Source organism: Candidatus Kryptoniota bacterium (assembly GCA_036567965.1).
Lineage (GTDB): Bacteria > Bacteroidota > Ignavibacteria > Kryptoniales > JAKASW01 > JAKASW01.
In genome coordinates, this window is record DATCTN010000007.1 from 285,413 (window position 1) to 305,047 (window position 19,635).

The window sequence follows — 19,635 nt, forward strand, 5'->3', positions numbered from 1 at the left end:
TTGTAAATGTTTTAGTAGTGCAATATCAATTCGAGTTTTCAGCCCAAATTTGAGCCACGTTGAGGACGGTTTCGACTGCCTTTTCCATTCCCCACACATTCACCCACTCAGTGCGGCTGTGATAATTTGCGCCGCCCGTAAAGATGTTTGGTGTTGGCAATCCGCTTTCGGTAAGCTTCGATCCGTCTGTGCCGCCGCGGATCGGTTTCCATTGGGGCGAAAGACCGGCTCTTTTCGCCGCATCGAAAAGATAGTCTGCTACACGCGGATCCTTTTCAACGCCGTCACGCATATTCCGATACTGTTCGGTAACCTGCACGTTGATCTTCGCGTTTGGAAACAAGGGCTGAATCTCGGAGATTACTTTATCCACAATTTTCTTTAGTTCCTCAAGACCGTCCGTTTTGAAATCGCGGAAAAGGATTTTCACGGAAGACTTGCCGACGCCGCCTTCGAGTACATACGGATGAATATAGGGCTCATAGCCTTCAGTCATTTCCGGCGAGAGGTTCTTCGGAAGACGGGCTATGATTTCCGAGATAACGCGGACAGAATTCACCATGATACCTTTTGCCGTTCCGGGATGAATGTCGCGGCCGTGAACCGTGATGACACATGAATTCGCGCTGAATGTCTCCTTGTTTAGCTCGCCAGGCGTGTCACCGTCCACGGTGTATGCGAACTGAGCTCCAAATTTTTTCATGTCGAAATATTTTGTACCGGCGCCGACTTCCTCATCCGGAGTAAATCCGATTTTTAATTCACCGTGAGGAATATTCTTATTAGCCATAAATTCCTGGACAGCAGTCATGATCACAGCTACTCCGGCCTTATCATCTGCGCCCAACAGTGTTTTACCATCGCTTGTAACAATGCTCTTTCCAATCGCAAGTTTCAATGAAGCATTTTCCGATTCCCGAATAACTATGTTACTATCTCCCGGCAGTACGATATCTCCGCCTCTGTAGTTCTCGATAACCTGGGGCTTCACATTCGTGTCACTAACTTCAGGTGATGTGTCGACATGCGAGATAAAACCGATCGGCGGTACATTCTTCGTGACATTTGATGGTAACTGTGCCATAACATAACCATACTTGTCGATGCTCACGTACGAGGCGCCGAGTGACTTCAACTCCGTGACTAAAAGGTTCAATAAATCGAATTGTTTTGAGGTGCTCGGATATGTAGTCGAATCTTCTTTCGATTGAGTATCTATCACGACGTATCTAAGGAACCTGTCCAGTACAGTCTCGCTCATGACGATTTCCTCCTATTCAGTAGTCATTTTTCAAGATTCAACTCCAATGACGGAGATCCACAGATTTCAACCCTGACGACATTCTGCATTCCGCACGACCAGGTCTCCACAACTTTATGTTCGAAAGTTAGGTTCCCGAAATCTCAAATTCAATGTTGAGAAGATCCCTCAATTTGCGGTCAAGCTATCGTAATCCGGGGAAACAATAATTTTGTCGGTAACTTTCGGACTCCTTTCCCCTTCTTTCGATTCAATCGGTCTGACAGATCATCTATCTAGCATTGCTAAAGCGAATGCGTATGCTCCGATGGAAACCGCTTTGCTTGTGCCGATCTCAGAGATCCCGACGCCGATTCTTTTTTCCGGATCGTACTTCACACGTTTGCTCGTCCCGTAAACGGGAATCTCTTTCGTTGAACCCTTCAGAAATTTCTGAAGAGAATCGGTATCCTGAAGATCGTAGACATTTGCAAGCAGGCGCCTGAATCTGGATCCATCCGGACTCACAAACGTACTATTCATTTCATTCACCAAAAAAGGCATGAAGACATCCGACGCGCCTGAAAGTCCGCCTCCGATTACGACTAGTCCATCGATCAAGGTGATCGCGTTGGAGATCGCGTCGCCCGCCGCTTCGGCCATCGTGCGGAACGCCGTGAATGCGGCCGGTTTGTTTCCGGGCTTTGAGCCTTTGCAAATCTCATAAATGTCCTTCGGCTCGGGCGACTCTTCGAACCTAATTCCCGCCTCCTTCGCGTAGACTCGCTTCACTGCACGAATGCTTGCGTTCTCTTCAATATTCGTTCTCGGATCGATCTTGTTCCTGAGGAGCCAAATTTCGCCCGCGCAGGAGTTGTCGCCAATGAAAAGGTCTCCATCGCGGACAATCCCGGCGCCAAATCCCGTTCCGAGGGTGAGGCCGAGAAGGTTCTTATATCTTTTAGGACTTCCCGCTTCTTTAAGGAGCCGGTTGATTTTGGGCAAGAAACCTGCAATGGCCTCCCCGTACGCGTAAAGGTCCCCGTCATTGTTGAGAAAGACCGGGAGCCGAAATTTATCGGCCAACATCGGACCGAGCGCGACGCCGCCGCGAAATGCCCGAAGGTTCGGGAGATCTCCGATAATGCCATTCGGATAATCCGCCGGTCCGGGAAACGCAAAACTTATCGCGACCGGCTTCGCCTTCAAATTTTCCTTCATCTGCCGGAAGCCGTCGACAATCGAAGCAAGGCACTTGTCGAGGTTGTCGGCATTCGACGGGAGAGTGATATCGTCGACGACCTGCTTGTTTCCCCGCATCGCCGTGAATACGAAGTTCGTGCCGCCGGCATCCAGAGTCATCACCGTTCGCTTGTCACTCTTGAAATCCATTTGACTGACCTTTGCTTTTGGATTCATGATAGATCCGTGAAATGGTTCACGCTGCCGCAACCTTGCGCGCACCTTTCAATGAAAGAAGTAGGAGGTACAAGAAGCACAATCCGGGTATGGCATACGCGAGTGCGGCCCATCCGCTGTCGACCAGCTTACCCATGACGAGAGGAATGATCGCGCCGCCGCTTATGGCCATGCACATCAATCCCGACAGTTCGCTCGCCCGCTCAGGTTTCTCTTCGACGGTTATCGAGAACAGCATCGGCCAGATGTTGGCAAATCCAAGTCCGCCAAGGATTGCGCCGGCGAGTGAGAATAGTTTTGTGTCGGTCATTACCAGGATGACGCCGACAAGTCCGAGTGCAGCAGAAATCCTGAAAAGTGATCGCGGACTCGTCTTAATCGCGCCAGCAGCGAGCCGTCCGATCGTTAGCGCACCGAAAAAGAAAGTCGGACCAAGAAGCGCAGCCGTGTCGGGTCCAAGTCCGAATCCCTCGAGTGTGGGTTTGAGAAAGCGCCCCATACTCACCTCGGCTCCCACGTACAAGAAAATCCCCAGTACTGCCAAGTAAAATACCGGTTCCTTCATGAGCGCAAGAGACGAGCTTATGCCTGGTGGTTTCTCGGCCTTTGTTTCGACCACCTTCATCGACGCGACGAATATGAATGCCAGCACCATCAGCAGAAAGAATACGGGGAACGCTCCGCGCCAACCCATTTTCGCAAACAAGGGGAGGACCAATACCAAACCGACAAGATAGGCAGAACCTGAGGAGCCAACTCCTTTGATGCCTTGTGCGAGAGCGAGGTTCCTGCTGTATGATCCTTCAGGACTCACATCCCGCATGATGGGATTCCCCGCAACCTGCAGGAGCGTCGTGCCCACTCCAAGAACAAATATGCAGCCTAGCAAAAGAGTAAACCCAGGATCCATGAACGTCGGGACAACAGTAGCGACGATATTGAGTCCCAATCCCAGCAGGAGCAGGTTCTTCTTTCCGATCCTTGCCGCGAGCACACCCCCCGGCACACTGAACACGGCAAAGGCTATGAAGACAAAGAACGGCAAAAGAGTCGAGACAACGTTATTCAACTGATACTGGTTCTTCACCGCGTCCGACATTGGCCCCATAGAGTCCGCAACTCCCATCACAAGAAATGCGAGGAACAGCGGAAAGGTTTTGGATTTCATATGAAGCTCCTTTTTGAATTCAAGTTCGCAGTACTACAATCTTCTCCAGCTCCTCAAGCGATCTCCCCTTCGTCTCTGGCATGACTCTCCACACGAAAAAGAAAAACGGTATCATCATCAGCGCAAAAAACATGAACACGTTTCCACCTCCGAATGCGGAGAGTGCAACAGGGAACGACAACCCAATAATCGCATTCATGATCCAATGCGTGAAAGAACCGAGAGCCTGCCCTTTCGATCTCACCTTGTTCGGAAAGATCTCCGCCAGAAAAACCCAGATGACGGCCCCCTGCGAAAAGGCGAAGAAAGCAATAAAGCCGACGATAAACACAACCACTCCAGTGCTTCCGAATAATGATTCATCATAATAATGAAAGGCGGCACCGGCCAATGATAAAAACATTCCAACCGCTCCAATGAGTAGAAGCGTTTTCCTGCCAAACTTGTCGATAAAGAACATCGCAATAATTGTAAAGAGCATGTTCGTTACCCCGACCGCGACCGCCTGGAGCATTGCCGAGTTGGTGCTTGCGCCCGCCTTCTCAAATATAAGAGGCGCGTAGTACATGATGACATTGATTCCGGAGAGTTGATTAAAAATCGCGAGCAGCACCGCGCACATAATCACAAACCTGTATTTCCTTTGCATAAGTCTCGTTGTACCCTGCCCCGATTGCTCTTTCAGAGAACTTACGATATCGCCGAGCTCCGATTCGACATCAGCCGCGCCCACTTTCCGCAAAACGTCCCGCGCCTCGTCGACCCGAGACATTTTGACGAGCCAACGAGGACTCTCCGGAACCAGGAAGAGAAGAATAATAAACAGTGCTGAGGGCACAGACATTACGCCAAACATCCACCTCCAATTGTCTGCGCCGCTGCCAACCAGGAGGTAATTTGAGAAGAAGGCGACTAATATGCCGAACACGATGTTGAACTGGGCCACCGCGACAAGTCGACCTCTAAGTCTGCCCGGTGAAATCTCGGCTATGTACATTGGGGCCATGACCGAGGCTGCACCGATCGCAAGTCCGCCAAGGAATCTCGATATCAACAGAACAGTCCATCCGCTTGCCGTCCCACATCCGAGGGCGGAAATGAAATACAATGCTCCGCATGCCATCAGCATTTTCTTTCGCCCGAAGAGATCACCCGGTTTACCGACTGCGATGGAGCCGACGACTGTTCCCCAAAGGGCGATCGATACTGTAAGCCCTAATGTCGCATCGGTGAGATTGAAATGCTCGGTGATGAATTTCGTGGTGCCGGATATGACGGCTGTATCGAATCCGAAAAGAAAACTGCCGAGCGCCGAGACCACGGTAGCAAAGAGGAGATTCCTGTTCATCTTGTTCTCCGCGAGGGATCTGTGAATTTACAACACAGAGTATACTAAACGAGAGACAATAAAACGAGAAAATTATTTGTTGAAGAGGTTAAATGAACATACGGCAGGCCGGAAACGCTTTCATTGCAACCGCGCGAATCAAAACGTACGAGTATCAGCTACTTTGTCCATGTCACTATCCGCGGGAGAACTGCGACATTTATGTGTTGTGTCTGTAAGTCCCCATCCCTTTTCAAGGTGAGTTGATTATAAGGCGAGAGCTGCCGGGCTTTCCAGAATCTTCTTAAGACTCTGCATGAACACCGCTGCGAGAGCCCCGTCTACAACCCTGTGATCGGACGAGAGAGTCATTCGCATTCTCTTTCCAATTTTCAGCTCACCGTTTTCGGCTACCGGTTTTTCGAGTATGCTTCCGACTGCGAGGATTGCGGCCTCGGGAGGATTTATGATTGCAGTAAAATCATCGACATCGAACATACCGAGATTGCTCACAGTGAAGGTGCTTCCCGAATATTCTTCCGGTTTCAATTTTCGCTCCCGAGCCCGGACGGCAAGTTCTTTCGCTTCCCTGGAGATTTGCCGCAGACCTTTCTTATCTGCGTCTCGAAGAACCGGAGTGATCAAGCCGTCTTCTATCGCCACTGCGATTCCGACGTGCACATCTCCAAACATTCTTATCCTGTCTCCGAGAAAGGTTGCGTTGACGCCGGGGTGCTCCTTCAGCGCGGCGGCACACGCCTTCACCACAATATCCGTAAAGCTGATCTTATTGTTTTCGTCATAGTGGTTGAGTGATTCGCGGAACGCGATCGCATTCTCCATTTTCACTTCGACCGTGAGAAAGAAATGAGGAGCCTGAACATGGCTCTGGCTGAGGCGCTTGGCGATCGCCTCGCGCATCATGGTTAGCGGCACATCCTTGAAAGTACCGGGCGACACGGTGTCTGCAGGTTTTGAAAAGCCCTCGACATCACGTTTGACAATTCTTCCGGCGGTCCCGCTTCCCTTCAGGCTTTCAAGAGGAATGCCTTTGTCCTTGGCGAGTCTTTTCGCGAGAGGCGACACTTTCTGCCTGCCGTTGTCTTTCGATGGCTCAGCTACTTGCTGAGCAGGCGGAGCGGATGGTATGGATGTCAGCGGAACTGCTGCATGTGCTGCGGCCTCAACGGGCGTCGGCTGTGGAGCAGATGGGGCGTGTGCCGGCTGCTCCGGGCTTTTTGAAGCGCCGCTGAGAATTGAAGAGACATCTTCGCCCTGGTTTCCAAGGATACCTATAAGCCCGCCGATTGGAACCCTGTCACCTTCTTTGGCAACAACCTTTAGGAGGATTCCCTCATCGTAGGCTTCCATATCCATGTTCGCCTTGTCTGTCTCGACTTCAGCGAGGACGTCGCCCGGAGCGACCTTGTCGCCTTCTTTTTTCAACCACTTCAATATTCTGCCCGTGTCCATCGTGTCGCTTAGCTTGGGCATTTGGATTTTGATCGCCATCGATAAAACCTCTCTTCTCCTGGAAGAATTCTACGATTTGTATAGCGCCCGGTTTGCAGCGCTCACGATTTTGTCGACCGTCGGCAAAACATTATGCTCGAGAGTCTTCGAGTAAGGCATGGGGACATCTTCAGACGCAACAAGTTCGACCGGAGCGTCCAGGTAATCGAATGCCTTCGACGAAACCCTAAACGCAATCTCACTCCCAACACTAGCATACGGCCATGCTTCGGACGCAACCACACATCGGTTGGTCTTTTTCACGCTTTCGATTATCGTCGCTTCGTCAAGCGGACGGACAGTCATGGGATCGACGACCTCAGCTTGAATCCCACTCTTCGCAAGCGTCTCTGCTGCGGATAGAGCCACACCGAGCATTTTGGAATAAGCCACGATGGTTATGTCGTTCCCTGCGCGCTTGATGTCTGCCTTGCCGAGCGGAATTGTGTATTCTCCCTCGGGAACCTCTCCCTTCATCCCGTACATCACTTCGCTCTCCATGAAGATCACGGGGTTATCATCCCTTATTGACGATTTGAGGAGTCCTTTCGCATCCCTGGGGGTTCCGGGCAGCACCACTTTAAGTCCGGGAAAATGCGCATAAATACTTTCAAGCGCCTGAGAATGCGTGGCGGCAAGCTGGTGCGCGGGACCGTTCGGCCCGCGGATCACCATCGGAACCTTCAACTGTCCGCCTGACATGTGTCGCATCTTAGCGGCATTGTTGATGATCTGATCGAAAGCAACGAGGGAAAAATTGAAAGTCATAACTTCAACAACCGGTCTGAGCCCGACCATTGCGGCGCCGACTCCCATTCCGGTGAATCCGTTTTCCGAGATCGGAGCATCGATCACTCTCCCGGGTCCGAACTTTTGTAGGAGCCCCTGAGTGACTTTGTACGCGCCCTGATATTGCGCCACTTCTTCACCGACGACAAATACCGAATCGTCGCGCTCCATTTCCTCCGCCAGCGCCTGATTAATTGCTTCTCTGAAAGTTATTTCTGGCATTCAGCGGGACTCCCGGTTAAACATAAATGTCGTCGTACATCGATTCGAGCGGCGGCTCAGGACTGTTCTCGGCAAACTCCAGGCATTCCGCTACAATCTTCTTAACGTCGGCATCGACGTTATCTATTTCGTTTTGCGTCGCAATCTTCTCATCAAACAGGAACTTCTTCATCTGTTCGATGGGGTCACGCCTTTTTTCTTCATCGACTTCCTGCTTGGTCCTGTAGACCGAATCGGGATCCGACATGGAGTGCCCGCGGTAACGATACGTTCTAATCTCGAGCAAAGTCGGAAGACTTAATTCTCGTGCCTTCTTTGCAGCTTCTTTCACCGCGTCGTAAACCGCGAAGACGTTCATTCCATCGGCAACCATCCCCTCTATACCGTACGAGCATCCTCGCTTGTACAGTTCCGTCACTGCTGACGCACGATCTACGGCTGTTCCCATACCGTACAGATTATTTTCCACAATGTAAACCACCGGGAGTTTCCATAGAGCTGCCAAATTGAGCGACTCGTGAAACGAACCCTGGTTCATGGCTGCATCGCCCATGTATGTGAGACAGATGCGGTCTTCTTTTCTATACTTTATCTTGAAAGCGATTCCCGTTCCCAGAGGAATTTGTCCGCCGACAATCGCGTGACCTCCAAGCATGTTCTTTCCGACATCGAAGAAATGCATCGAACCGCCTTTGCCTTTGCTCGTGCCGGTATACTTGCCGAACAGTTCCGCCATCAGCCGCTTCGGGTCTACTCCGCGTGCGATCGCGTGGCCGTGGTCTCTGTAAGCGGTGATCAGGTAGTCGTCTTCACGCGTCGCAGCAACTGAACCCACAGCGACCGCCTCCTGACCGATGTATAGATGGAGGAATCCGCCGATCTTCTGCATGCTGTACATCTTAGCGGCCGCTTCTTCGAATCGCCTGATGAGAAGCATTGTGTGATACATCTCGACGAGTTTATTTCTTCCCAAACTCAAATACTCTTCCATATGCGTTTCAACCTGGTAATCGCTCATCTATCTGGTTCCTCCGGTGAAGTAATCAAAATACTATCTGTTCGTCGGCGTGGTATGAACTTCTGACGAGTGGTCCCGACTCGACGAATTTGAATCCCAAAGCGAGTCCTTCTCTCTTATACATTTCAAATTCTTCAGGCTTGACGTAGCGGTCGATCGGGAGATGCTCCTTCGTAGGCTGCAGATATTGCCCGATCGTGAGTATGTCAACCTTGGATTTCCTGAGATCATCCATTACTTTCAAAACTTCTTCAGCTCGCTCGCCAATGCCGACCATCATGCCGCTTTTTGTGACGAGACCTTTCTCCTTGAAGTAAGCAAGAACTTCGAGCGATCTCTCATATTTTGCCTGAGGCCTGACAATTGAGTAGAGCCGCGGCGCGGTTTCGACATTGTGATTGAGTATATCGGGTGCGGCATCAACGACGAGATCCATCGCTATCTTGTCGCCGCGGAAATCTGGTATGAGAACTTCTACCCGGCACTTGGGGTCGCGCATCCTGATCTGCCTGATCGTCTCCGCGAAGATGGAGGCACCTCCATCCTTCAGTTCGTCGCGGTTGACCGATGTAATGACAACGTGGCGCAGATTCATGGACATGACAGCTTCAGCGACACGACGCGGCTCGTCGGTGTCGAACTCAGTCGGTCGTCCTGTTTTGACCGCGCAGAAACCGCAGCTTCTCGTGCAGACGTCGCCGAGTATCATGAATGTGGCTGTGCCTCTTCCCCAGCACTCGCCGAGGTTAGGGCACCTGGCTTCTTCACAAACTGTGTGGAGTTGTTTCCTTCTCATCAAACCGAGAAGCCGGGCGTAATTGTCGCCATACGGCAGTTTTGCACGAATCCAATCCGGTCTTCGCGGTTGAGGCTTCTTTTCTTCGATCACTTTTTCGCTGATGTCGATCATAAATTTTCTAAAAGACCTGTTCTGTATCGTAATTCTCGAGATAATTTACCACACGTTCGAGGAATCGTCCACCCAGAGCGCCGTCTACGAGCCTGTGGTCAAATGACAGCGTCAGGAACCCGGTTTCTCTTATTGCGATGGCGTCGTTGATTACAACCGGCCGCTTCTTGACGGCTCCCACCCCGAGTATCGCTATGTTCGGCTGGTTAATGACGGGTGTCCCGATAAGATTTCCGAACACTCCGAAATTCGTGATGGAAAAAGTCGAGCCGATCGTGTCGTCGCCGGTTAGTCTCTTCGTGCGGGCGCGAAGGGCAACATCATAGATACCTCTCGCCAGACCCAGGATATTCTTTTCATCGGCCCCTTTGATAACCGGCACAAGAAGTCCTGTCGTCTCGATCGCGACCGCAATACCGAGGTTTATGTACTTGTGCGTTACCACATTCGTTCCGTCGATGCTGCTGTTGACCAGTGGATAATCTTTCAGCGCCTTGACGCACGCAAAAGAAATGAACGGCATGAAAGTGAGCTTGAAACCTTCTTTCTTGTGAAATTCATCCGAATGTTTCGCGATGTAGCCGGAAATCCGGGTCATGTCAACTTCGCTGACAGCGGACACGTGAACCGACGTGTCGCGGCTTGCAACCATGTGCTCCATGATACGTTGGCGCATGTTGTCCATCGGCACCACCTGCTCGCGCGACGTATCATAATTTACCCGTGGTGCGGAGCCGGTTGTCTTTTTAGATTGACTCCTCGACGGGACGTTGCCGGCACTTGCCCTGTTCTCTATATAGTGCATAAGGTCATGTTTGGTGATTCTGCCGCCGGAACCGGTTCCGCCAATAGCGGTTAGTTCGTCCGATGAAATTCCCTCTGCCTGCGCGATGCTTCTCACAAGAGGCGAATAGAACCTGTCTCCGTTCGTCCCTCGCGAAACTGTCGAGACGTCTGTATACGCCACTTCCTCTTTCCGCGCACCTGCGGACTCAAGGGCTCTCTCCGTTTTGGGTGTTTCGGAGACCGAATCCTCCGAACGCCTTGTGGAACTCCCGCCCGCGTCAATGTAGGCAATTACCGCTCCGACCTGTGCGACCTCCTGTTCCTTTACAAGGATCTTGGAGATTATGCCGGCCGCGACCGACGGAATTTCGGTATCGACTTTGTCGGTACTTATTTCAAGAAGGATTTCGTCGCGCTCTACCTTGTCGCCCGCTTTCTTGTGCCACTTCACAATCCGCCCTTCGGTGATGCTTTCACCCATCTTCGGCATAAGGACTTCAACTTGCATTGCACATCCTCCTTCTTAGTAAGCCGCCAGTTCTTCCAGGACTTTCATCACCTGCGCCTCACTCGGGAGGACAGCGATTTCGAGAGGCGGGCTGTAGGGAACCGGAGAATCAAATGCGGTTATTCTTCTGATCGGCGCGTCGAGGTACTCGAACGCCTCTTCAGCAATTATGCTTGTCAGCTCTGCTGCGAATCCGCTTGTGCGCGTGTCTTCGCTGAGGACCAGAACCTTGTTAGTCTTTCTTACGCTCTGGAGAATTGCTTCCTTGTCGAGCGGAACTATTGTCCTGAGGTCGATTACTTCTACTTCAATTCCTTTTTCGGAAAGTTTTTTCGCCGCGTTGAGAGCAAAGTAAACCGGCGCGCCGTATGTTATCACCGAGATGTCTTTCCCTTCGCGGCGGACGGAGGCTTTACCGAACGGGATCAGATAGTCTTGATCAGGTTCCGGGCTCATCGCGTAACTCTGCCTGTACAATCCTTTGTGTTCAAGAAACAGAATCGGGTCGGCCATCCGTATCGCGGTCTTCAGTAGACCTTTCGCGTCCTGCGCAGTCGAAGGATAGGCGATATAAATTCCCGGACAATGCGCAAAAATGCTCTCGATGCTCTGGCTGTGATAATGTCCCCCGTGAATGTAGCCGCCGACCGGTACGCGTATAACCATCGGGCACGACCACTTATTGTCGGAACGGTATCTCATCATCGCAACTTCGTTTCTCAATTGCATCATGGCGGGAAAGATGTAATCGGCAAACTGGATCTCAACTACCGGTTTAAACCCCCGCAGCGACAATCCGAACGCGGTGCCGATTATGCTTGCCTCCGCGAGCTGCGAATTAAAAACCCTCTCTCTTCCGAACTTCGTGGAGAGTCCTTTCGTCGCAGTGAAGACTCCTCCCTTTCCATCTTCTACGTCTTCTCCGTAGATGATAGCTCTGGGATTTCGCAGCATCTCCTCGTGAAGCGCGTGGTTCACCGCATCGACCATGACCACCGGCTTGCCCGCCGGGATGGACTTCTCGAACTCCCACCCGGAGTACGTTTCCTTCGGCGCGTAAACATGAGAAAAAACGGTCGACACTTCCGGAGTCGGGCGAGATTCTGCCCAATCAGCTGCTTCGTCGACTTTCTTCTTCACATCCTTCTGGATCGATTCGATCTCGGAATGAGTCAGGATCTTCTCTTCGATCAGAACATTTTCCATCACAAGAAGAGGATCCCGCGCGTGATCCTTTTCAATCTCGTCCTTAGGCCTGTACTTCCGGTCGTCGTCAGAAGACGAATGTGAAAGGAGCCTGACGACATCTGCAACTATCACACTTGGTCCGGATCCGTTCCTTGCGCGCGCTACGGCTTCGCTTGCGACGGCGAAGCTCGCGATGAAATCTGTGCCGTCAACCTTGTAACGCTGCAGATTCGGGTAACCTTTAACAATTTCGTATACTGATCCTCCGGCCGTCTGCTGCCATTCGGGAACGCTTATTGCATAATGGTTGTCTTCGATGCAAAAAATGACGGGCAATTTTTCGCGCGACGCCCAGTTCAGCGCTTCAGAAAATTCTCCTTCGCTCGTGGCACCTTCTCCCGATGAGACGTACACTACCTGGTTTTTTCCGTCTCTAACACAACCCATTGCGGTCCCTACTGCCTGCAGGAATTGAGTCCCGGTCGGACTCGACTGTGTGGGAACATTCAGAGAATTTTTTCCGTAATGCCCGGGCATCTGGCGGCCGCCGGTCATTACATCCTCCGCGCGGTTGAGCTGTGCGAGCATTATCTCTTCAGCCGTGAACCCAAGACCGATCGCGAAACCCAATCCACGATAGTACGGGTATGCCCAATCGTATCCCGGTTTGAGATTCATCGCACAGGCGACCTGGATCGCTTCGTGGCCTGACCCACCGATGTGGAAGAACGCTTTTCCCTGCTTTAATAGCGCGAGCTCTTTTTCGTCGAGCCGGCGCGCCAGAAGCATCAGTTTGTAACCTTCTATGAGCTTCTCCGGCATTAAGATTTTCTTCCCGGACTCTAGAGTTATTGTATCGTGTCCGTTCGAAATTTGTCCCTGTTTTGCAGCGGATTTCTTAACTGGAGGCATGTTCACTCTCCATGTTTATATGAAAATCGTCCATGAATTGGTCCAGGTTCACCGGCGTGATTTCTGTTTGAAAAACCCCGGCAAGCTCCCCGGCGACTTTTCTTTTCACATCTGAAATTTCAACTTCTCTTCCGATCAGGTTTGAAAGTGAGGTCACTCCTTTGTGGAAGATCCCGCATGGAATTATTCGCCCGAAGTACGAGAGGTCTGTATTTACGTTGAACGCGAAGCCGTGCATCGTGACCCACTTGCTGACTTTCACTCCGATCGCGCAAATCTTTTCACTTCCAACCCAGACTCCTGTATAGTCGGGTTCACGATGACCTTCTATTCCGTATACGCGTAGTGTTCGGATTACCACTTCCTCAAGGTCGCGAAGATAACGGTGAACGTCGAGATAGTGATCGTTCAAATCGAATATCGGATAACAGACCAATTGTCCCGGACCATGATAAGTGATGTCTCCACCGCGATCGATCCTGAAAACACTGACGTTGTTTTTTTTCAACTCGTCGTCACTTGCGAGGAGATGGTCCTCACCGCCCGATTTTCCGATGGTATAAGTGTGAGGATGCTCTGTGAAAAGTATCGTGTCAGGAATGTTTCGTGCTACCCGTTCGCGATGAAGAGTCTTCTGCAAATCCCATGCAAAGGAATAATCACTGGTGCTTAAGTCTATTAAAAGCGATTTATTCAAATTCTCTCGGCTTAAATGTGGATCGGATGACCAAGCGCGTCTTCCGCCGCCTCCATTACAGCTTCAGTCAGAGTCGGATGCGCGTGGACAGTCCTCACAATTTCATATGGAGTCGTCTCGAGCTTCTTCGCCACGCCTAATTCAGCGATCATTTCAGTCGCGCCGTATCCGAGGATATGAGCTCCCAACAATTCGCCGTATTTTGCGTCGAAAATCAATTTCACGAAACCGACCGACTCATTTGTTGCAATTGCCTTTCCATTAGCTGAGAACGGAAAGCGACCGATCTTAGTTTCATAGCCCATCTCTTTTGCCTTACTCTCGGTAAGACCGATACTTGCCACTTGCGGCTGACAATACGTGCAGCCGGGAATGCTATTGTAGTCGAGCACTTCAGTCTCGACGCCGGCAATTCTCTCGACGCAGCGGATGCCTTCCGCCGAAGCGACATGTGCCAGCCACGGCGCCCCAATCACATCACCGATCGCGTAAACACCATTCACATTTGTCTTGTAAGAAGTCTTGTCGACTTTTATCCATGATTTCTCAACTTGCACTCCAAGTGCCTCGAGACCGAGATTATCAGAGTTTCCCTGTATACCGACGGCAACCAATGCGATTTCGGCCTTGAGCTCCTGCGCCCCTTTCTTGTTCGAGATCTTTACAGACACGCCGTTGCCCGAAGCCGCCGCAGATTCAACCTTCGTGTCGGTGAGAACTTCGATGCCTTGCTTCTTGAATTCCCTTTCCAGTTGCGCCGTCACTTCAGTATCCTCGACGGGCAAAATATTCGGCATCATCTCCACGAGTGTAACTTTAGTACCGAATGCGTTATAGAAATATGCGAACTCCGCACCGATAGCCCCGGCACCTATTATGATCATATCTTTCGGGATTGCCTCGAGGATCATTGCCTCGGTACTCGTGATCACTTTCTTTCTGTCGATCTTGATCCCCGGCAGTTCACGCGGTCGGGCGCCGGTCGATATTATGATATTCTTTCCTTCAACTTGTGCCACTTCTTTTCCGAAATTGTCGGTGACGGAAATCTTGTTGGGCGCGATCAATTTACCGTTGCCGCTTATCTTCTCGATCTTATTTTTCTTGAAAAGAAATTCGACGCCTCTCGACAATCTGTCCGCAGCGTCGCGGCTTCTTTTCACTACCTGCTTGAAGTCCACGCGTAGATTATCGAAGCTCAGGCCGTATTCTTTCGCGTCCTTGAAGTTCCACATCACTTCCGCGCTCTTGAGGAGCGCTTTGGATGGAATGCATCCCCAGTTGAGACATATACCTCCGAGCTTGTCGCGCTCGACACAACCGACTTTCATTCCGAGTTGTGCAGCTCTTATAGCTGCAACATATCCTCCGGGTCCGCCGCCAAGAACCACGAGATCGTATTTCTTTAATTCGGCCATTTGATCACCTCAACATTTATGAAGAATCCGCTTTTGGCGGATTTCAATTGGTCAGATAACGCTAATCCTGTGCTTTTTGCGCAGAAATTACCACTCTCTCGTAAACAAAATAACGTGAAATCTCTGTGACTGCACAAAAATATAATTGAAATGTGCCTATTAAATCAAACGAGATGAGTTTACCTCCGACATGAACCTTATAAACAGAGTCCGGCACGAAAATCCTTGTTCTGAACTAAAGTTAGAATTCGCTTGTTCTTTTTTTCAAGAAACCAACGCTAACGAGGACAGCTCAAATGAAAATCAACCTAATGGGAGAACCAAATTCGTCATATAGACTTTTCTTCATGTCAATTCTCGCGGCACTCGTCGGGTTGAGTGCAGGAATAATATCATTCGTTCTTTACAACCTGATAGGTTTATTCACGAATCTTTCGTTCTATCACCGCTTCTCTTTCCAATTCGTCACGCCACAGTATAATACGCTTGGACTTGTAGCGATAATCGTTCCGGTCATCGGCGGTCTGATTGTAGGAGTGATGGCAAAGTATGGGACGTCGAAGATAAAAGGTCACGGCATACCCGAGGCCATTGAGGCAGTGGTAATTAACAAAAGCAAGATCTCCGGCAGAGTCGCAGTTTTGAAACCACTGTCTGCTGCAATAGCGATAGGGACCGGCGGACCATTTGGCGCCGAAGGACCGATCATTCAGACCGGCGGAGCTGTCGGATCGCTCATTGGTCAGGCAATTCCCATGACCGCTTCGGAGAGAAAAATCTTGCTTGCGTGCGGTGCCGGTGCCGGAATGGCAGCCACGTTCAGTACGCCGATCGCGGGCGTGATTCTTGCCGTCGAACTCCTGTTATTTGAATTCAAAGCCAGGTCGTTCATACCACTTGTTATTGCGACGGCAGTAGCGACCGCAACCAGGTTCCAGCTGCTCGGTCCCGGACCGATGTTTCATGTCGGCTCGATGAACTTCGACATTGCGAATGACGCGCTATACTACGTCGTCCTTGGCGTGCTATGCGGTATTGCCGCTGTCATTTTCTCAAAGACGCTTTACTGGACAGAGGACCAGTTCGAGAAGCTCCCAATAGATCCGCTCTGGTGGCCGGCAATAGGAGCGCTTGGACTCGGGATCATAGGATTTTTCATTCCTAAGGTCTTCGGAGTCGGATACGACACAATCTCTGATATCTTGAACGCACATTTCGCGCTCAACCTCCTGCTCCTTCTCCTTGTGTTCAAGTCGATCGCACTGATGATCTCGCTCGGTTCAGGAACATCAGGGGGACTTCTCGCGCCCATGTTCATGGCAAGCGCGGCTCTTGGCGGAGCGTTCGCGATAATTGTTAATCGACTTATCCCCGGCGCCAATCTCACCCCCGCCGCTTTTGCGCTTGTCGCCATGGGGGCCGTATTCGGCGCGGCGGCGCGATCTACTTTTGCCTTTATCGTCTTTTCATTCGAAATTACCAGAAATTATGACGCAATACTTCCCCTGATGCTCGTGGGAGTTATCTCATCGGCAATTGCTTTGACGTTCCTGAAGCATTCGATAATGACAGAAAAACTCGCGCGCCGAGGTGTGCACATTTACTCCGAGTATGACGCTGACGTACTCAGACTGACGCCGGTTCGTGAGGTCATGGATAAGAACCCGCCCCTGGCATATGCAAATGAGAAAGTAGCTGAACTTGCAGACAAGATTGTGAAAGAAGACTTCAAGTATAACGCGCACAAAGCTTATCCTGTACTCGACGAACACGAGAATCTCGTCGGGATTGTAACCCAGGGTGATCTGCTAAAGGCCGTCGACCAGAACAGCTCCGGCAAAAAAATCATCGACATTGCTTCGACGAATCTCGTCACGGCTTTCACTGACGAGTCGCTCTTCGACGCGGTCGCAAAGATGTTGAGGAACAACGTAGGGCGTCTGCCTGTAGTGGAGAGACAGAATCCCAGGAAACTCGTAGGCTACCTCGGCCGCGCGAACGTCCTCTCCGCCAGATTGAAGCAGCTTGAAGAGGAATCGACAGTCGAGAACGGAGCGAGGTTTCTCAGCTGGATCAGCAAACGCCAGGTCAACGTCTAAAGAAAGGAAAAGGCCTTGAGTAAGCAACGCGCTGCCGTCCTGAAGACCAAACGAGTTTACGAACCGCGATCAGAAGACGACGGTTTCAGAGTATTTGTCGAGCGACTCTGGCCGAGAGGAGTCACAAAGGAAAAGGCGGCAATAGACCTCTGGATGAAAGAAATTGCGCCGAGCCCGGAGCTCAGGAAATGGTACCATCATGATCAGGAAAAATGGAAAGAGTTCGCCGCGCGGTACAGGTCTGAGATTCACAAGAAGAAAGAGCTTATTGAATCGTTGAAGGAAAGATTGTCGGACGGAAATCTCACCCTTCTGTACGCGTCGAGAGAAAAAGTATTTAACTCCGCCTCAGTCCTGCGCGATTTCCTTCTGGGGTAAGACCGAACGATCTCGGGACGGGCATTCCACTAAATTCAGCCGTATCCTGAACGTTGAACCCTTCCCGAGTTTGCTGTCTTTGAGGAACACCTGTCCATCGTGGTACGATTCAACGATCCGTTTTGTAAGACTCAACCCGAGACCCCATCCCCTTTTCTTAGTCGAGTAACCGGGCCTGAAGATATCCCGCCGGAATTTCATATCGATGCCGTTACCCGAGTCGGTGATGTCTATCGCGACATGATCGTCGTCCCGCGAGAGATTGACTGCTATTTTGCCTTCCCTGTCTTCTATCGCGTCGAGAGAATTCTTAATCATGTTTTCGAGGACCCATTCGAAAAGTTCCGGGTTGAGTTTTGCGCAGAGGTTTTTCTCGCCCGTCAGCTCAAGAGTGACTCTCTTCCCGGTTTGAGGAATTCTCTTACTGAAATATGAGAAGACGTTCCCGACTACCTGTGCGACGTTCTCGTTTTTCAATTCGGGGAGCGAGCCTATCTTCGAAAATCTTTTCGTTACCTTGTTGAGTCGTCCGACGTCCTGCTCGATATCCGAGATGATCTCCGACTTACGCTCCTCCGATACATCGGATTTGAGAATTTCCAGCCAACCCATCAGGCTCGAAAGCGGAGTGCCGAGCTGGTGGGCAGTTTCACGAGCCATCCCGACCCAGATATTCGATTGCTCGTTTCGCTTAATGTAACTGAATGCGAAGTACCCGATGAGAATGAAAAGGCCGGCGATCGCAAATTCCACATACGGAACATACCGGAGCTGCAGTACAAGGTCGGATTCGCCGTAATGAACATAACTCAGCACAATATTTCCAAGAGAAACCTTAATCGGAGGATACTCGCTGTCCATGGTCTTCACAAGTCCGACAAGGTAATCATGTTGCTCCTTCAGCGTGAGCGTCGTGTCCAAATAGACGTTCCTGATGTTACCTTTGTAGGGTTCAAATGGAACGTTGTTACTGTCCGTAAGGATCATCGGGAAATCGATCGACCCGAGCATATCATCGAATATGAAGCTATAGTCCTGTGATGCCGATTGATCGCTGGCGAGGTATTGAAGCGACTTCGCATACAGATGGGCGATTCGTGTCTCGCGTTCGAGAAGTTTGCGGACAATGGCTTGTGTATAAAACAGGGTTCCGGCCGCAATTATGATTGCCATCGCGACAAGCCCAAGCTTGAGGTTGACTGAAGATGGATTAGAGGAGCGCATGCAAGCGCATTATAATCCGACCCGCCTGGAATATCAAGAGAAGAGAGGAAAAATATGTTTTACAGGCTGAGGCATTACGGTCGTTAGGAACCACCTTGCCGGCTCCTTCCCGGGAAAATTGTCGGTGCCTGCGCGATCCTCAGCTGGTTCTTGGATGCCATCTCGACCGCCTTCCGCACCGTAATCGGAGGCGAGAGGAAAATGGTGAGCGAATTGTCCTGCGCCGTGAGAAAAACGTCGGGCTCTACGTGACCGCAGATCAGTCCCTTCACTCCGTGCTTCGCCGATTCGTGAATGACAATTTCGGGTCTCGATTCGCCGTTGTTGGTAATATCTTCGCACGAGCCTTTCCCCGGATCGAAGAGTATGAAGAATGGCGCTCTCGTAAAATGCAGGCTCACGCTGTCTCCCAATCCCCCTCCCTCAGACGCGATCAAAAATTTCATTGCTCACTTCTCCAGCAATCCGATTCAGTATTTTGTAAGGGAGAACTTTCCCTCTTGCGTCTCCCATGTTGTCTCTAGATAACCACGAGTAAAGTCAAATGGTGCCTGGATATATTCCCCGCTTCGGAATTAACGCGTCGATTACGCTGCGCTCAACGGGAATTAGGTAGTGGGCTATTTTGACGCTACTGAAATGTCCCATCGTTGAGTGTTCTCCGGCGTTCAAAAAACAAAAATGTCATTCCCGAACGCTCCTATCGGGAATCCATGGTTGAGAATGGAGATAGATTCCCGCTAAGAGCACGTCCCCACGATCCGGCCGCCGATCCTGCGGTCGGACGGGAATGACAGTAAGAGAATTTGTCAATGTCACT

General features: G+C 50.8%; 16 protein-coding genes. 2 read left to right on the forward strand and 14 right to left on the reverse strand.

Annotation, left to right across the window (positions count from 1 at the left end):
- Positions 1–25 precede the first annotated feature (25 nt).
- The 12 genes from pepT to lpdA form a co-directional block, all read right to left on the reverse strand.
- Positions 26–1,261, reverse strand: a complete 1,236-nt coding sequence (pepT, locus tag VIS48_02880) for a peptidase T (protein HEY9165085.1) — start codon at positions 1,259–1,261, stop codon at positions 26–28.
- A 267-nt stretch (positions 1,262–1,528) separates the two neighbouring features.
- On the reverse strand, positions 1,529–2,632 hold the full coding sequence (locus VIS48_02885; protein ID HEY9165086.1) for an ROK family protein: 1,104 nt from the start codon (positions 2,630–2,632) through the stop codon (positions 1,529–1,531).
- A 46-nt stretch (positions 2,633–2,678) separates the two neighbouring features.
- Positions 2,679–3,827: an MFS transporter gene (locus VIS48_02890; GenBank protein ID HEY9165087.1), complete on the reverse strand. Its 1,149-nt coding sequence runs from the start codon at positions 3,825–3,827 to the stop codon at positions 2,679–2,681.
- Positions 3,828–3,846: 19 nt separating this feature from the next.
- Positions 3,847–5,175 carry a sugar porter family MFS transporter gene (locus VIS48_02895; protein ID HEY9165088.1) on the reverse strand — a complete coding sequence of 443 codons (1,329 nt, stop codon included), beginning with the start codon at positions 5,173–5,175 and terminating at the stop codon, positions 3,847–3,849.
- Between the two features lie 246 nt (positions 5,176–5,421).
- Positions 5,422–6,666 (reverse strand): pyruvate dehydrogenase complex dihydrolipoamide acetyltransferase, encoded by a 1,245-nt coding sequence (locus tag VIS48_02900; protein ID HEY9165089.1) that lies wholly within the window; start codon positions 6,664–6,666, stop codon positions 5,422–5,424.
- A 30-nt stretch (positions 6,667–6,696) separates the two neighbouring features.
- Positions 6,697–7,677 (reverse strand): pyruvate dehydrogenase complex E1 component subunit beta, encoded by a 981-nt coding sequence (locus VIS48_02905; protein ID HEY9165090.1) that lies wholly within the window; start codon positions 7,675–7,677, stop codon positions 6,697–6,699.
- A 16-nt stretch (positions 7,678–7,693) separates the two neighbouring features.
- Positions 7,694–8,695 carry a pyruvate dehydrogenase (acetyl-transferring) E1 component subunit alpha gene (pdhA, locus tag VIS48_02910; protein ID HEY9165091.1) on the reverse strand — a complete coding sequence of 334 codons (1,002 nt, stop codon included), beginning with the start codon at positions 8,693–8,695 and terminating at the stop codon, positions 7,694–7,696.
- A 25-nt stretch (positions 8,696–8,720) separates the two neighbouring features.
- A complete protein-coding gene (gene lipA, locus VIS48_02915) occupies positions 8,721–9,605 on the reverse strand; it encodes a lipoyl synthase (protein HEY9165092.1) in 885 nt (294 codons plus the stop codon).
- A 7-nt stretch (positions 9,606–9,612) separates the two neighbouring features.
- The gene (locus VIS48_02920; GenBank protein HEY9165093.1) at positions 9,613–10,899 is read right to left on the reverse strand and encodes a dihydrolipoamide acetyltransferase family protein; all 1,287 of its coding nucleotides are present in this window, start codon (positions 10,897–10,899) and stop codon (positions 9,613–9,615) included.
- A gap of 15 nt (positions 10,900–10,914) precedes the next feature.
- Positions 10,915–12,999 carry a dehydrogenase E1 component subunit alpha/beta gene (locus VIS48_02925; GenBank protein HEY9165094.1) on the reverse strand — a complete coding sequence of 695 codons (2,085 nt, stop codon included), beginning with the start codon at positions 12,997–12,999 and terminating at the stop codon, positions 10,915–10,917.
- The gene (gene lipB, locus VIS48_02930) at positions 12,986–13,696 is read right to left on the reverse strand and encodes a lipoyl(octanoyl) transferase LipB (protein HEY9165095.1); all 711 of its coding nucleotides are present in this window, start codon (positions 13,694–13,696) and stop codon (positions 12,986–12,988) included. Before lipB ends, VIS48_02925 begins: the two co-directional genes overlap by 14 nt.
- An 11-nt stretch (positions 13,697–13,707) precedes the next feature.
- A complete protein-coding gene (lpdA, locus tag VIS48_02935; GenBank protein ID HEY9165096.1) occupies positions 13,708–15,114 on the reverse strand; it encodes a dihydrolipoyl dehydrogenase in 1,407 nt (468 codons plus the stop codon).
- Positions 15,115–15,410: 296 nt separating this feature from the next.
- Between lpdA and VIS48_02940 the strand changes: the two genes are divergently transcribed.
- Positions 15,411–17,213 (forward strand): chloride channel protein, encoded by a 1,803-nt coding sequence (locus tag VIS48_02940; GenBank protein ID HEY9165097.1) that lies wholly within the window; start codon positions 15,411–15,413, stop codon positions 17,211–17,213.
- A gap of 15 nt (positions 17,214–17,228) precedes the next feature.
- Positions 17,229–17,591 (forward strand): DUF488 domain-containing protein, encoded by a 363-nt coding sequence (locus tag VIS48_02945; GenBank protein HEY9165098.1) that lies wholly within the window; start codon positions 17,229–17,231, stop codon positions 17,589–17,591.
- Here VIS48_02945 and VIS48_02950 read toward each other — a convergent pair.
- Both VIS48_02950 and VIS48_02955 read right to left on the reverse strand, forming a co-directional pair.
- On the reverse strand, positions 17,562–18,764 hold the full coding sequence (locus VIS48_02950) for a HAMP domain-containing sensor histidine kinase (protein HEY9165099.1): 1,203 nt from the start codon (positions 18,762–18,764) through the stop codon (positions 17,562–17,564). The genes VIS48_02945 and VIS48_02950 overlap by 30 nt on opposite strands.
- 134 nt (positions 18,765–18,898) lie before the next feature.
- Positions 18,899–19,261, reverse strand: a complete 363-nt coding sequence (locus tag VIS48_02955) for a NifB/NifX family molybdenum-iron cluster-binding protein (protein ID HEY9165100.1) — start codon at positions 19,259–19,261, stop codon at positions 18,899–18,901.
- Between the last annotated feature and the right edge of the window lie 374 nt (positions 19,262–19,635).